The organism is Sphingomonas sp. KRR8 (genome assembly GCF_023559245.1).
In the GTDB taxonomy this organism is placed as follows: domain Bacteria; phylum Pseudomonadota; class Alphaproteobacteria; order Sphingomonadales; family Sphingomonadaceae; genus Sphingomicrobium.
In genome coordinates, this window is the sequence record NZ_CP097462.1 from 585,070 (window position 1) to 599,315 (window position 14,246).

The following is a 14,246-nucleotide window of genomic DNA, read 5'->3' on the forward strand; positions in this document are numbered from 1 at the left end:
AGTGAACAACCTAGCCTACCGCCGGGCAGCACCTAACCAGCGGTCGGCAACCTTGCCAAGCCGCCCATGCCCCCAGGCAAGTGCGCCATACAGGGCAAGGCCGGCGCGAGCAGGGCGCAGGTATAAAGCAGGCCAGTCCAACCGGTGCGCCGCCCAGGAAAGACGATGGCTCCAGCGGGCGATGGCTGCGCGCGTGCGATAGACCAATTTACGGCGCAGCGGCAGGCTACTGCCACCAGGCGCTACGCGCTTGCGCGGTTGAACCGGTTTGCGGCGCGTGGACCTCCAGCCCAGCCGATAGGCGAGGCCCTCATGGCGATGGCGGAAGCCGGCGGCCTGCGTGTCGGCCACGAAGTCGGCATCAACTGGCGTCAACGCGAGGCGACCATCGGCGCTGCCGGCCTTCAGCATCGCCAGCATCTCCGCGTTGCGGGTCACCACCACATTCGTACCGCGGCCGTCGCTGCTGTATGGTTCCACCCAGGCGTCACCAAAGGCGACGTCGGCGGTTTCCGCGGCTACATCGTCGCACCAGTTGCACGCTTCGGACTGGAAGAAACCGGCGCCCCAGTCGCCGTCCGCCAGCCGCCACCAGTCCTCAGCCCGTTGCGACCCATCCGCAAGTGTCAGCTGCGCTCGGTACCAGTTGGCCGGGCGTCCTTCATCTTTCACCCGATAATCGACCGCGCGGACCTCCGGCATCGGAGTGTGGAGTTGCCAGGCAAAGCTCTCGACGAAGCGCGCGCTTTTCATGTGCCCGCAGAACAGGCCCAGCGTGTGGGTGATGCGCTCTGCCAACGACGGTTCGGCCTTCCTAGCCAGGTGCACGGCCTTGATGAAGCAGGGAATGCCAACGATGGCGTATCGGCCCGGCTTTGCACGGATGGTGCGCAGGATGCCGCTCAGTTCCACGGGGTGGTAGCGTGACTTGGCGCCAGCGAAGAGCTCCTCGACGCTGTGGGACAGGCCGTAGGCGAAAAAGCCGCCACTGTCGGGTTGGGTTGGGGCGACGTGCGCGACCGCGTCGACCGCGCCTGTGCGGAGCAGCTCGGCCGCCACCCAGCTGACCAGCCCGCCAGAACTTCCGTTGTTGCGAAAGCCCGGTTCGGTGACGTGCCCGACGAAGCAGCCGGTCAGCGCGCCCAGTCTTTCGTCACGTGGAACGGCCGGGAAGCGCTCGTCGGCGATGATGTTTTCGTTCGCGGCGGCAGGGGAGAAGGGGCAGCGGCGCGCCACGTCGGTTGAAGGCTGCTCGAACCAGTCGACGGATCCGTGCGGCTCCAGCTGGCGGAAGCGGTTCCATCGCATCGAGCCTCGCGAATCCGCGCTCGCGCAACTGCCGCAGCCGATGCAAAGGCCCGACCGAACGAGATCGCGGGGCGACATGGTCTCAGCCAAGGGCGCCGTCGAGGAATGCGTGCGATTGCCGGCGTAGTTCCGCGATGCGAGCCTCTACCGCTTCGCCCGGTGGGCGGCTGAGCAGGTCGACGATCAGCCCTTCGGCGGGCTCCTCCAATATCAGCCGCTCCTCGCAGCCGGTCGCGGTGGTCAGGTCCCGCAGCTTATTGTGGCGGTACGGCGTCGACACAGCGGCGAACGGCTTGCTGTGGCGCAGCGCGAACACGCTGCCGTGGAAGAAGTTGGTCGCCACCGCCGAAGCGCCCGCCATCACCTGCGCGAACTCCAGCGGTCCAGCATCGAGCAGCTGCTCGTCGGCGATCGCAGTTCGGTAGCCGATGCTGATCAGTCGAAGGGCACGCTTGTCGGCGGCAACCCGGACAGCTTGCAGATACCAATCCGGAAAGCCGTGGCCGTACAGCAGAGCGTAGGGCTGCCTGTCCGAAGGCAGCTCCGCGGCGCTGACGTCGGGCCATTGCAGCACGGGGTCGAGCACCATCGCCGGGTCGCGGCGGGTGGCGCCTTGAACCAGCCAGTAGCTGTTCTCGTCCCGGACCGAGAGCTGGTCGAAACGCTTCAAGCGTCCGGCCAACTCGTCGGAGATGCCCCAATGGCAGCTGTAGTTACCAAAGCTGGCCGCATAGGAGACCAGCCGCGCGCTGCCGAGGCCGTGGCCGTAGAAGATCTCCTTGCCGCCATACCAGGGGTGAGACAGGTTCCAGACTTCGTCGCTGCCGACCACCACCGCATCATAGGTTTGGGGCAGGGCTGGCGCATCGAGCGGGAAGGGCGCACTCTCCGGTAGCTGGTTGAAGGCCTGAAGGAAGCGCCGGGTCTTGGCGGCGTAGAGCGGAAAATCCGCGCGTGGCGTACGCTCCGGCAACGTGGGCTGAAAGGCGCAGCGCCATTCGGCGGACGTCACGCGGTCGTTGCGATGATCGAGCAGTTCCGCGTCATGACCGCGCTCGCGCAGGCCTTCGACTAGGGCTCGCGCCTGCCAGTAGGAACCGTAGTTGATACATCGATGAAAAGTGAGAACGCCAATGCGCTGCTTGCCTGCCATTCCCATCATACGCGAGGTGCGGCGGCTCGGTTCCCACGGGAGGCTTGCCGCCGCTTCCCATCCCTCGGTCGGAGGGAGCCGCCCGCTGGTCGAAGCTCATCCGCCGGTCACCATGCGTTCAGGCGTGGATAGTGTAGCGGCCCGCTCATGATCCGATTTCTGCTGACCACCAGCGCGGCCGCGGCGCTCGCCGTTCCCGCCGCCGCCCAGCCCGCTCCCGCAGCAGCGCCGGCGCCTGCCAGCGCCGACTCTCGCACGCCAAGCCAGGAGAACCCGACAGCTGGAGTGGACGATGAGGACGCGGCGGAGATCACGGTGGTCGCACGGCGGGACCCGACCGCAGTGATCGGCGACATTCCCCCCGAGAACACTCTCTCGTCGCGCGACATTCGGGCCTATGGCGCCAGCAGCGTGGCCGAACTCTTGCAGCAACTTGGCCCGCAGCTCGGAAGCGTGCGGGGGCGGGGCGGGGAGCAGCCGGTGGTGCTGCTCAACGGGCGGCGCATCTCGGGCTTCCGCGAAATCCGCGATCTCCCGCCCGAAGCCATCCTCCGGCTCGACATCCTGCCCGAGGAAGTCGCGCTCAAATACGGCTACAGCGCCAACCAACGGGTGGTAAACATCGTACTGAGGCCGCGCTTCCGTTCCACATCGGTGCGGGCGGAAGGCACGGTCCCGACCTCTGGCGGGAACAGCAGCGGTGAGCTTGATGTCACCCGGCTTCAGATCGGCAAGACCACTCGCACCACCCTTAACGCGCACACCGAAGGCAATAGCGCGATCACCGAGAATGAGCGCCTCATTCAGTTCGGCGGGACGGGTGTCGACCCGCGCCCCTTCCGAACGCTGGTCGGCTCGCAGGAACTGGTGCGGGTAGGGGGCAGCCATAATTTCGGGTTGGGCAAGGCCTCCGCCACCATCGACGGGCAGGTACAGCAGCAGAGCGGAAACAATCTCCTGGGACCATCCCTGATCACCTCAGGCATCGGCCTCAACCGCCACAGCAACACGCGGGCGGGACAGCTCAACTTTGCGGTCAACGGCAACCAGTACGATTGGCGCTGGTCACTGACCGGCGGCTATCAGTCAAGCCGTACACGGACCCAGACGGACCGCGAGACAACGAGCCTGAGCGCCTATTTGGATCGTGCGCGGTTCACGACGCGCGCGGGCAATGTCGACGCGGTGTTGAACGGCAGTCTGTTCAAGGTTCCGGCCGGTGATCTGGCGATTACGCTCAAAGCCGGTGCCGAGGCGGAGGGGATCAACAGCGAGTCCGTACGCCAGGGCGTGAGCTTGAACCCGCCGACCCTCACCCGCCAGTCAGCCAATGCGGGCTTCAGCCTCGACCTGCCAATCTCGCGGCGCCGGTCGGGCTTCGACGCGCTCGGCAATCTGTCGCTCAACGTCAACGGCGATGTTGAGCATTTCTCGGACGTCGGGACGTTGAGCACGATCGGAGCAGGCCTCTCCTGGTCGCCCTCGGTGCCGCTCAATTTCATCGCCAGCTTCACCCACGACGAGGGCGCGCCGACACTCAACCAGCTCGGGCAGCCACAGCTGGTCACGCCCGGCAGCCGGGTGTTCGACTTCGTCCGCAACACTACCGTGATTGCGGACGTGGTGAGCGGCGGGAATCCGGCGCTCACTCCGGACCGCCGCAATGTGACCAAACTTGGGCTCACTTGGAAGCCGTGGGCGGACAAGGAGATCAACCTGCGCGCGGACTACAGCCACACGCGCTCCAGCAACGTCATCAGCGATTTCCCCGGCGTGACACAGGCGGTTCAGGACGCCTTTCCCGGCCGCATCGCCCGGGATCCCGGAACCGGCAATCTGCTGCGGGTCGATGTCACTCCGGTGAACCTCTATCGCGCCAGCAGGGATGAGCTGCGCTGGGGGATCAACTTTTCCAAACCGTTGACCTCCGCACGTCCGAGCCAGGCGGTGATCGACGCTTTCCGCCGGCAGTTCGGCCTTGCGCCGGGCGGCGCAGGCGGCGCGCGACCCAGCGGCGGTGGCGACGGTCCTCCTCCTGGCGCCGGCGGCGGTCCGCGAGGCGGGGGAGGAGGCTTCGGTGGCGGCGGTCGTGGCGGCGGCAACTTCCGGCAGGGAGGCCGCTTGCAGCTTTCCGTATATCATACCTGGGTGTTCCGCGACGACGCGCAGATCGGACCGGGCGGCCCAGTGCTGAGCTATTTGAACGGTGAATTGGTCAGCGGCGGTTTCCGCCCGCGCCACAAGCTCGAGCTGGATAGCGGCTACTTCAACAACGGGCTCGGCCTCCGGCTGGCAGGAACGTGGCAGAATGGCGGCACCGTCCGAAGCGGGACAAGCACGCTCGATTTCTCGCCGCTTGCGCAGATCAACGTGTCTGCCTTCGCCAACTTGGGTGAGCGTCCGAATATGGTGCTCAAGCACCAGTGGCTGCGCGGCGTTCAGCTTCGCCTGAACGTCAGCAATTTGTTCGATTCTAAGCAGCAGGTGCGTGACGCGGCCGGTGGCGTGCCGATCAATTACCAACCCGACCTGCTCAACCCGACGGGCCGCACCTTCTCGATCAGCATCCGCAAGCTGTTCCTGCCGCCGCCATCCTTCTTCCGCCGGGCCGCGGCTGAGGGCGCAGGATCGCGTTAGGCGAGGAATTTGGGCTCGAGGAAGCAGGAACTTGCACGGCCGAGCGGTTCCGGGAGCATGAGCATGCTTTCATGCGCACACTTATTGCACAGCCCCGGGGAGCGCCGCACATGGACGCCCGCATGACCGATCTTGCTATTCTCTACGAACACCCGCGCTGGTTCGAGCCACTGTTTGCTGCGCTCGACCGGCGTGGGATCGACTATCGCGCCATTGAGTGGGGCAACCACCATTTCGACCTTGCCGCGCCGCCTCCGGCCAGTGTTGTGTTCAATCGTTTGGCCATGTCCGCATTCCTGCGAGAGCCCGAGCACCCGATCTTCTATGCCGCGGCCGCGCTGGACCATTGGCGTCGCGGTGGGGCGGATGTCCTGAACGGCCCCGACGTGCTTGCGTTCGACAGCAACAAGGCGCGGCAACTCTCGCTGTTCCGCTCCCTTGGCCTCGCCATCCCGGCGACGCGCGTGGTGCACCGGGCCGCCGATCTGGTCGGCGCTGCCGAAGGGATGAGCTATCCGCTATTGGTCAAGGCCAATATCGGTGGGGCTGGGGCAGGCATCATGCGTTTCGACGCTTCGGCCGAGCTCGCCAGCGCCGTGACTGATCGTGCCGTGCCAACATCCATCGACAATGTGTTGCTACTTCAGGATTATGTCCCTGCGCGCGACGGCTCTGTCGTGCGGATGGAGACGCTTGGTGGCAAGTTCCTCTACGCGCTTGAAGTCGCAACCGGCGAAGCCTTCGACCTGTGCCCGGCGGACGCCTGCATCGCACAGCCCGGTCGCGCGGCCATCCGCATGAAGGCAATCGACCCCGAACCCGACCTGATCGCCGCAGCGGAGCAGGTCGCCCAGGCCAGCGGGCTCGACGTCGGCGGCGTGGAAGTCGTGATTGACGATCGCGACGGAAGCGCGCGATTCTATGATTTCAACGCACTCTCCAATTTCGTGGCGAAGCCGCTGGAAGTGCTTGGCTGGGACCCGCACGAGCAGCTGGTCGACATGCTCGTGGCGCGGATCGAAAGGGCACGGGCATGAGGTTCGGTTACTGGATGCCGGTGTTCGGCGGCTGGCTGCGCAATCTGCCGGACGAGGGTATGGAGGCGAGCTGGGATTATGTCCGGCGACTGACCCAGCGGTCGGAAGAAACTGGCTGGGACCTCTCCCTCATTGCCGAACTCAATCTCAATGACATCAAGGGCGTCGAGGAACCGGCGCTGGATGCCTGGTCCACTGCCGCAGCGCTCGCGGCGGTCAGCAACACTATCGAGCTGATGGTGGCGGTTCGCCCGAACTTCCATCAGCCGGCACTGTTCGCGAAGCAGGCGGCCAACATCGACCGGATCAGCGGCGGTCGGCTCGCACTCAACGTGGTCTCCAGCTGGTGGGCCGAGGAAGCGCGCAGCTACGGCTTGCAGTTCGACGCGCATGATGACCGCTACGGCCGTACCGCCGAGTGGTTGCAGGTGGTCGACGGCCTTTGGCGCGAGAAACGGTTCAGCTTCACTGGTGAGCGCTACACGCTGGACAATGCCATCTGTGAGCCCAAACCGCTCCGCACACCACGCCCGACCATCTATGCCGGCGGCGAGAGCGAGGCGGCCAAGAACATGATCGCGGCCCAGTGCGACGCTTATGTGATGCACGGTGACGCGGTGGACGCGATCGCCCCCAAGGTCGCCGACATGGAAGAGCGGCGACACAAGATCGGATTTGGCCGCATGCAATATGGCATGGCCGCCTTCACCATTGTTCGGGACAGCGAGGCAGAGGCGAAGCGGGAGCTGGAGCGCATCACCCAGATGCCAGCCCGCCCGCCCGCGGGTTTCGCCAATTTCGACCAATGGCTGTCGGGCACCCAATTGGAGCGCGAGCTTAAGATTCAGGAATACAGCGTCTCCAACCGTGGGCTCCGCCCCAATTTGGTCGGCACGCCCGAGCAAGTAACGCAGCGTATCGCGGATTACGAAGGGGCGGGGCTCGACCTCCTGCTTCTCCAGATGAGCCCGCAGGCTGAGGAAATGGATCGCTTCGCCGCCCAGGTGATGGCACCGCTGCGGCAATCGGCTGCGGTCACGCCGCACTCGTGACTCCCTTGGCAGGCTGACTGCTTGCCAGCCCCTCTCGGCTGAGGCAGCCTCGGACTGCTTCCTGAGGAGATTGACATGTTCCGTTCCGCGTCCGCGTTCCTGCCGCTGGCCCTGCTGCTGGCAAGCAGTCCCGCAGCCGCCCAGATCATCGGGGCCGCCCCGGCCGAGCTTGCCGCCAATCCGGTCATCACGCTCCAGATCAGCGAGCAGCTTCGGACCGTGCCTGACCAAGCAACGCTGACCATTTCGACCGAGGGGCGGGCGCTCAAGGCGACCGACGCCCTGGCCGATAATCGCGCCAAGACGGAGACCCTGCTGTCGGCGATTCGCCAGGCCGGTATCGCCGACAAGGACATCCAGACCCAAGGCATCTCGCTCAACGCCGACTATGATTATGTCACGACGAGCGGGCGCGGGCAGCGGGTGTTCCGGGGATATGTCGCGAGCAACAGCGTGCGCATCAAAACCCGGGACCTGGACCGCCTGACCGGGCTGCTCGACAAGCTGACCAGCGCCGGCGCGACGGGGATCAACGGACCCTATTTCGAGATCGCCGACCCGCTTCCGATCCGGGCCCGGGCACGGACGCAGGCGATGGCCCGCGGGGTGGCCGAGGCGACTGAATATGCCCGCAACGCCGGCTTCAGCCGCGTGAGCCTGCTGACGGTGCAGGAGGGCGTATCCTATCGCGGGACCGATATCGTGGTCACGGGGAGCCGGATCCTGTCAGCGGGAGCACCGCCGCCGCCGCCGCCGCCCGCGCCGGAGCGTGACGGCGCGATTGCACCGGGGCAGATCGAGACCGGCGTGACGTTGACCCTCCAATATCGGATGGAGCGCTGAAGCGGCGCTCCCAGCTCGTTCGGATCACGAAGTTTCCGTGGTGGGGGTGTTTCCAGCCGTTCGCCACAAGCACGGTTTGGCGGTTTTCCGCGGTGGGCGGCGCGTGTCGCGGAAGTTTCCAAGTTTCCCCGGTGTGACCCTCATCGGAAGATGCAGCGGTGACTTCCTTGGCACTTGGGCGCTTGTTCCACTGTCAAAGATGCGGGCGACCGCGCGGGCAATGAGCCATGCCAAATCCTATTGTTCAAGCGCGAGGGGCAGCGCGGATGAAATTGGCCGACCGGGCGACCAGGCCTGCCTCTTATCGCCCGCTTCCGCGTTGAGCGGGCAAAGGAGCAGATGATGGCGGACGGAGCGGATCGGGCGAGCAATCAGGTGCGGACGGTGAACCCGGCGACCGGTGAAGCGGGGAAGAGCTACACCGCGCATTCCCTCGACGATGCCCGCGCCGCGGCAAAGGCGGCCCGGGCAGCGTACGGGCAATGGCGGCGGACCAGTTTTACCGACCGTGCGGCTATCATCCGCAAGGCCGCCGAACTGCTTCGCGCCCGCGCTGATGACTATGCCGCGCTGATGACGGCAGAGATGGGCAAGACCCTGACCGAGGGTCGCGCCGAGATCGAGAAATGCGCTTTTCACTGCGACTGGTTCGCGGACCATGCCGAGAGCTATCTGGCGAATGAGCCGGTCGACCTTGGCGGGGGCGAGGCGTTCGTCACCTTCAACCCAATCGGCGTGGTGCTGGCCATCATGCCGTGGAACTTCCCGTTCTGGCAGGTGATCCGCTTCGCCGCACCGGCGCTGATGGCGGGCAATGGTGCGCTGCTGAAACACGCCAGCAATGTCCCGGGCTGCGCGCTGGCGATCGAAGAGGTGCTGCATGACGCTGGCGTGCCCCATGACCTGTTCCGCACGCTGATCCTGCCGAGCAGTGAGATTGAGGCGCTGATCAAGGATGAGAACATCGCCGCCATCACCCTGACCGGCAGCGTTCCGGCGGGCAGGAGCGTGGCCACGGCCGCGGGATCGGTCCTCAAGAAATGCGTGCTCGAGCTGGGCGGTGCGGACGCTTACCTGGTGCTCGAGGATGCCGACATCCCTGCCGCCGCCAAGGTGGCGGCAACGGCGCGGATGGTGAACGGCGGGCAAAGCTGCATCGCGGGCAAGCGCTTCATCGTGCTGGAGGCGGTGAAGCCGCAGTTCGAGCAGGCGCTGGTCGAAGCGATGGCCGTGTTCAAGATGGGAGACCCGGCGCAGGAGGGTACCAACCTGGGACCCCTGCAAAGCGTCAAGGCGCGCGACGAAATCCACCAGCAGGTCGAGAAGAGCATCGCCAATGGAGCCCGCCTGCTGCTTGGCGGCGAGGTGCCCGACCGGCCTGGTGCCTGGTATCCGGCGACCGTCCTGACCGATGTCGCGCCCGGCCAGCCGGCGCATGACGAGGAGGTGTTCGGCCCCGTGGCGGCGATCATTGCCGCGAGGGACGAGGCGGAAGCGATCGCCATCGCCAACGCAAGTGAGTTCGGACTGGGCTCGGGCGTACTGACCGGGGACCTCGATCGCGGCCGCCGCATCGCCGCCAACGAACTCGAAGCCGGGATGAGCTTCGTCAACGAGAACGTTCGATCCGACCCGCGCATGCCGTTCGGCGGGGTCAAGAACAGCGGCTTCGGACGTGAGTGCGCCGCTTATGGCATCCGCGAGTTCGTCAACATCAAGGCGGTGCATGTGAAGGCACTGGAGGCGTCCAAGCCGACGCGGGTGGAGTAGAGCGGGGCGTCCGTTTCGGCGAGGAAGCGTTGGGGTCGTCAGCAGGCGCTTAGGCCTACCGAGCGCTTCACTGTCCGTCCCGCGCCTGTCCAACCCCCGCCCGGACGGCGCGCTTGATGTCACTGCGCTGCGCCGGGCCGTTGACGAATGAGCGGGCTGAATAGAGGCCGCGGAGGAAGCCGACGTCCCAGGCGGTCAGGCCAGCGGGCACGACGGCGTTGGCCGGCGCGTCGAGGACCTTGAGTACGGTCGGCGCACTGGCAGCCTCCGCCCGCTTGGGGTCGGCCCCGCTCAGCAGCCGCATGGCCGCATAATCCGCCAGCTGGTTGCGCGTCAGCCCGGCCAGGCCACGGGCCTCCACCACCACCACGGCGACGTCGAACACGGGCCGCACGGGCTCGCCGATGCGGCTGGCCGACGTGGTCGTCCTGATCGGGATGTCGTTCGATACGTCCGTCAGAACCTGGCCGCTGTCCGCCACCGTGCCGCCGATCTGCCAGGCCGCCGCATAGCCCGGGCTCCGCAGCAACGCCCGGAGCGGAGCCGGATCGAGGTTGCCCAGATAGTCCGGTTTGCGCGTGGCGAGTGCCTGGATGAAGGCGCGTTTGTCCGCCGTCACGATCAGCAGCATGTTGGGCCGGCAACGCGAGTCGCCGACCTTGACCCCGACCGCGCTTGCCACGGTTCGCAACCGGGCCTCGACGGCCGCCGCATCGCTGGCGGCCAGCCCCTGAACAATCGGGCAGAAGGTCGCCGCCAGCAGGCTCATCTGTTCATTGGTGTGCGGCGCGAGCGAGCCGACGAAATCCTTCACCTGCCGGTCGATATCGGGTGCGGCGGTGACGGTGACCGTCTGCGGCTCATCGCTCCGTGGCGGATCCGCCGGAGGAGCGGCGGTTGCCATGGACACGATGGCGGCTAGCGCGGCCAGAAGCGGCTCACGAGGGAGACGACGCATCACTAACTCCAACCCCATTCGGCGCGGGCCAGCATAGCCGCAGGCGCGCGCCCAGACCAGTTCGCCTTACAGGCAGGCCTCAAGGTAGGGCTGGTCGAACCCGTACTGCTTCGCCTTTTCCAGCGTGTAGGGGCGCAGGCCCATCGAGCGATATTCGCCGATGATCTTGCCGTCCGAGGTCTCGTCCAGATATTCGAACTTGAACAGCTCCTGGGTGACGATGACCTCGCCCTCCATGCCGATCACCTCGGTGATGTTGGTGGTGCGGCGCGAACCGTCGCGGAGGCGCTTGACCTGGACGATGAGGTCGACCGAGTCCGCGATCTGGCGGCTGATCGCTTCCTTCGGAATCTTGATGTCGCCCATCATCACCATGTTCTCCATACGCGCGAGGCATTCGCGCGGGGAGTTGGAGTGGAGCGTGGCCATCGAGCCGTCGTGACCCGTGTTCATGGCGGCCAAGAGGTCGAACGCCTCCTGGCCACGAATTTCGCCCAGGATGATGCGGTCAGGACGCATACGCAGGGCGTTGATGACGAGGTCGCGGATGGTGATCGCGCCCTGGCCTTCCAGGTTCGGCGGACGGGTTTCGAGCGGCAGCCAGTGCGGCTGCTGCAGGCGGAGTTCGGCGGCGTCTTCGATCGTGATCACGCGCTCGCCCGGGTCGATCATCTTCGACAGGGCGTTGAGCATGGTCGTCTTGCCCGAACCGGTACCACCCGAGATGATGATGTTCATCCGCGCCGCGCCGGCGATCTTGAGCAGGGTCGCCATTTTTTCCGACATCGATCCGAAGCCACGCATCATGTCGAGCGTGATCGGCTTTTCGGAAAACTTACGAATGGAGATGGCGGTGCCGCGCAGGGAGAGCGGCGGGATGATGACGTTGACGCGGCTGCCGTCGGCGAGGCGGGCGTCGGCGAGTGGCGTGGTCTGGTCGACGCGGCGACCGACCTTGTTCACGATCCGCTGGGCGATCTGGAACAGATGCTCCTCGTCGCGGAACTGGATCTGCGCGATCTCCAGCTTGCCCTTGCGCTCGACGAAGGTCTGGTCCGGGCCGTTGACCATGATGTCGCTGACGGCCGGGTCGGAGAGCAGCTCTTCAAGCGGCCCAAGGCCGAGAAGTTCGTCGACCAGCACCTTTTCCAGCGCGAACTGCTCACGCCGGTTGAGGTTGATCTTGAGCTCGGCCAGCACCTCGGAGATGATCGGGCGGAATTCCTCCGCGAGTTCGTCCTTGCCGAGGGTGGCGGCGGCTTCCGGGTCGACCCGCTCGAGCAGGCGCGGGAGGACCTGCTCCTTGATCTTGTGGACGCTGGCCTCGAAGCCTTCCTGCTTGGACGAAGCGGCCTCGCCGCTGCCGTTCATGCGGTTGTTGAGGCGGTCCATGGCATCGGCATTTGCCGGCATGACGGGGTCGAAAGGAGTTGGCGCGTCGTCGGCTGGTTCCGGTGCGGGCTCCGCGCCTCCGCCTGAACCCGTCCCGCCCTTCATCGGCCGGGCTACGCCGAAGGCAGGCCGTGCGCCCGCTCCGTTCATGCCGCCACGCTTGCCGAATGCATTCATCGTTTCACCTGGGTCCCGAGCTTTCTCGGTGATGGTGAATAAGCGGCAAACTTAAACGAATGGATAATCGCGGTTTGCGGCGAGGGGAGTGCTTCTGATGCAGAAGGGCGCCTCCTTTCGGAAGCGCCCTTCTGCTTTTTTACGAAGACCGTTCGGGTCAGGCCGTGACGGCGCTTTCGGCAAGTACTGTCAGCCCAGCAGCCCCGACTTCGGCGAAGCCGCCGCTCACCTGGATTCGCTCCGGAGCAGCGCCGGCGGTGCGGTAGACCGCCAGCTCACCGTCACGCAGCGTGGTCATGAAGGGCGCGTGGCCGGCCATGACGCCGAACTCACCCTCGCTGCCGGGGACGACGACCATGTGGACGTCGGCCGACAGCACTTGCTTCTCCGGCGTGACCAGTTCGAAATGCAGCTCGGCCATTTAGGCGTCCGCCGCCATCTTCTCGGCCTTGGCCTTCGCCTCCTCGATGCCGCCGACCATGTAGAAGGCGCTCTCGGGGAGGTGATCGTAGTCGCCGTTCACGACGGCCTTGAAGCTGCTGACCGTTTCCTCGACGGGAACGAACTTGCCCGGGATGCCGGTGAAGACTTCGGCGACGTGGAACGGCTGCGACAGGAAGCGCTGGATCTTGCGGGCGCGGGCGACCGTCAGCTTATCCTCTTCCGACAGCTCGTCCATGCCGAGGATGGCGATGATGTCCTGCAGCGACTTGTACTTCTGCAGGGTTTCCTGGACGGCGCGGGCGGTCTCGTAATGCTCCTGGCCGACGACCGACGGGGTCAGCACGCGGCTGGTCGAGTCGAGCGGATCCACCGCCGGGTAGATGCCGAGCTCCGAGATGGCGCGCGACAGCACGGTGGTGGCGTCCAGGTGGGCGAAGGAGGTGGCCGGAGCCGGGTCGGTCAGATCGTCCGCGGGGACGTAGATCGCCTGCACCGAGGTGATCGAACCCTTGTTGGTCGAGGTGATCCGCTCCTGCAGCGCACCCATGTCGGTCGACAGGGTGGGCTGATAGCCCACGGCCGAGGGGATGCGGCCGAGCAGCGCCGACACTTCCGAACCCGCCTGCGTGAAGCGGAAGATGTTGTCGACGAAGAACAGCACGTCCTGGCCCTCGACGTCGCGGAAATATTCGGCCTGGGTGAGGCCGGAGAGGGCGACGCGGGCGCGGGCTCCCGGCGGCTCGTTCATCTGGCCGAACACGAGGGCGACCTTGGAGCCTTCGGGCGTCGGGTTGCCGTCGGCGTCCTTGGCGATGACGCCCGCGTCGAGGAACTCGTGGTAGAGGTCGTTGCCCTCACGGGTCCGCTCGCCGACGCCCGCGAACACCGAAGTGCCGCCGTGGCCCTTGGCGATGTTGTTGATCAGCTCCTGGATGAGCACGGTCTTGCCGACGCCGGCGCCGCCGAACAGGCCGATCTTGCCGCCCTTCGCGTAAGGGGCGAGGAGGTCGATGACCTTGATGCCGGTGACCAGGATGCTGGTCTCGGTCGACTGGTCGATGAACAGCGGAGCCTCGGCGTGGATCGGGGCGGTCTCGGTGTGGCCGATAGGGCCGCGCTCGTCGATCGGTTCGCCGATGACGTTCATGATCCGGCCAAGCGTCATCGGACCGACGGGAACGCGGATCTGCGAGCCGGTCGAGTTCACCACCTGGCCGCGGGTCAGACCCTCCGTTGCGTCCATGGCGATGGTGCGGACGACGTTCTCGCCGAGGTGCTGGGCGACCTCGAGGACGAGGCGCTGGCCGTTGTTGCTGGTTTCCAGCGCCGACAGGATCGGCGGCAGCTCACCCTCGAACGACACGTCGACGACGGCGCCGATGACCTGCGCGACGCGCCCGGTCAGGTTGCTGGTGGTGCCCGTGGGGGCAATGGTGTCGGCGGCGGTGGCCATGGCTTTGCTTCCTTGCCTTGCT

General features: G+C 66.1%; 11 protein-coding genes. 5 read left to right on the forward strand and 6 right to left on the reverse strand.

Annotated features, from left to right (window positions below; genetic code table 11):
• Nucleotides 1-15 precede the first annotated feature (15 nt).
• Together M8312_RS03045 and M8312_RS03050 are read right to left on the reverse strand one after the other, a co-directional pair.
• The gene (locus M8312_RS03045) at nt 16-1,308 is read right to left on the reverse strand and encodes a Coenzyme F420 hydrogenase/dehydrogenase, beta subunit C-terminal domain (RefSeq protein WP_250118916.1); all 1,293 of its coding nucleotides are present in this window, start codon (nt 1,306-1,308) and stop codon (nt 16-18) included.
• An 82-nt stretch (nt 1,309-1,390) separates the two neighbouring features.
• Nucleotides 1,391-2,470, reverse strand: a complete 1,080-nt coding sequence (locus M8312_RS03050; protein ID WP_250118917.1) for a polysaccharide pyruvyl transferase family protein — start codon at nt 2,468-2,470, stop codon at nt 1,391-1,393.
• A 138-nt stretch (nt 2,471-2,608) separates the two neighbouring features.
• Here M8312_RS03050 and M8312_RS03055 point away from each other — a divergent pair, with 138 nt between their 5' ends.
• The 5 genes from M8312_RS03055 to M8312_RS03075 all read left to right on the forward strand — a co-directional run bounded on the left by M8312_RS03055 (nt 2,609) and on the right by M8312_RS03075 (nt 9,800).
• Nucleotides 2,609-5,098, forward strand: a complete 2,490-nt coding sequence (locus tag M8312_RS03055; RefSeq protein WP_250118918.1) for a porin family protein — start codon at nt 2,609-2,611, stop codon at nt 5,096-5,098.
• Nucleotides 5,099-5,220: 122 nt separating this feature from the next.
• On the forward strand, nt 5,221-6,135 hold the full coding sequence (locus tag M8312_RS03060) for an ATP-grasp domain-containing protein (RefSeq protein ID WP_250118919.1): 915 nt from the start codon (nt 5,221-5,223) through the stop codon (nt 6,133-6,135).
• Complete coding sequence (locus tag M8312_RS03065) at nt 6,132-7,187, forward strand: LLM class flavin-dependent oxidoreductase (RefSeq protein WP_250118920.1); 1,056 nt, start codon at nt 6,132-6,134, stop codon at nt 7,185-7,187. The genes M8312_RS03060 and M8312_RS03065 overlap by 4 nt, the downstream gene beginning before the upstream one ends.
• A 75-nt stretch (nt 7,188-7,262) precedes the next feature.
• Nucleotides 7,263-8,030 carry an SIMPL domain-containing protein gene (locus M8312_RS03070; protein WP_250118921.1) on the forward strand — a complete coding sequence of 256 codons (768 nt, stop codon included), beginning with the start codon at nt 7,263-7,265 and terminating at the stop codon, nt 8,028-8,030.
• Between the two features lie 339 nt (nt 8,031-8,369).
• A complete protein-coding gene (locus tag M8312_RS03075) occupies nt 8,370-9,800 on the forward strand; it encodes an NAD-dependent succinate-semialdehyde dehydrogenase (protein WP_250118922.1) in 1,431 nt (476 codons plus the stop codon).
• A 67-nt stretch (nt 9,801-9,867) separates the two neighbouring features.
• Here M8312_RS03075 and M8312_RS03080 read toward each other — a convergent pair whose 3' ends face one another.
• The 4 genes from M8312_RS03080 to atpD form a co-directional block, all read right to left on the reverse strand.
• Complete coding sequence (locus tag M8312_RS03080) at nt 9,868-10,758, reverse strand: hypothetical protein (protein WP_250118923.1); 891 nt, start codon at nt 10,756-10,758, stop codon at nt 9,868-9,870.
• 66 nt (nt 10,759-10,824) lie between these two features.
• Nucleotides 10,825-12,327: a TadA family conjugal transfer-associated ATPase gene (locus M8312_RS03085; RefSeq protein ID WP_250118924.1), complete on the reverse strand. Its 1,503-nt coding sequence runs from the start codon at nt 12,325-12,327 to the stop codon at nt 10,825-10,827.
• Nucleotides 12,328-12,484: 157 nt separating this feature from the next.
• Entirely contained in the window at nt 12,485-12,748 is a 264-nt protein-coding gene (locus M8312_RS03090) for an ATP synthase F1 subunit epsilon (protein WP_250118925.1), read from the reverse strand.
• On the reverse strand, nt 12,749-14,224 hold the full coding sequence (gene atpD, locus M8312_RS03095) for a F0F1 ATP synthase subunit beta (RefSeq protein WP_250118926.1): 1,476 nt from the start codon (nt 14,222-14,224) through the stop codon (nt 12,749-12,751).
• Nucleotides 14,225-14,246 lie beyond the last annotated feature (22 nt).

What these genes read in the sequence shown, in the direction of transcription:
- M8312_RS03045 (WP_250118916.1), bottom strand. Translation starts at nt 1,308, where the DNA reads ATGCGATGGAACCGCTTCCGCCAGCTGGAGCCGCACGGATCCGTCGAC.
- M8312_RS03050 (WP_250118917.1), bottom strand. Translation starts at nt 2,470, where the DNA reads ATGATGGGAATGGCAGGCAAGCAGCGCATTGGCGTTCTCACTTTTCAT.
- M8312_RS03055 (WP_250118918.1), top strand. Translation starts at nt 2,609, where the DNA reads ATGATCCGATTTCTGCTGACCACCAGCGCGGCCGCGGCGCTCGCCGTT.
- M8312_RS03060 (WP_250118919.1), top strand. Translation starts at nt 5,221, where the DNA reads ATGACCGATCTTGCTATTCTCTACGAACACCCGCGCTGGTTCGAGCCA.
- M8312_RS03065 (WP_250118920.1), top strand. Translation starts at nt 6,132, where the DNA reads ATGAGGTTCGGTTACTGGATGCCGGTGTTCGGCGGCTGGCTGCGCAAT.
- M8312_RS03070 (WP_250118921.1), top strand. Translation starts at nt 7,263, where the DNA reads ATGTTCCGTTCCGCGTCCGCGTTCCTGCCGCTGGCCCTGCTGCTGGCA.
- M8312_RS03075 (WP_250118922.1), top strand. Translation starts at nt 8,370, where the DNA reads ATGATGGCGGACGGAGCGGATCGGGCGAGCAATCAGGTGCGGACGGTG.
- M8312_RS03080 (WP_250118923.1), bottom strand. Translation starts at nt 10,758, where the DNA reads ATGCGTCGTCTCCCTCGTGAGCCGCTTCTGGCCGCGCTAGCCGCCATC.
- M8312_RS03085 (WP_250118924.1), bottom strand. Translation starts at nt 12,327, where the DNA reads ATGAATGCATTCGGCAAGCGTGGCGGCATGAACGGAGCGGGCGCACGG.
- M8312_RS03090 (WP_250118925.1), bottom strand. Translation starts at nt 12,748, where the DNA reads ATGGCCGAGCTGCATTTCGAACTGGTCACGCCGGAGAAGCAAGTGCTG.
- atpD (WP_250118926.1), bottom strand. Translation starts at nt 14,224, where the DNA reads ATGGCCACCGCCGCCGACACCATTGCCCCCACGGGCACCACCAGCAAC.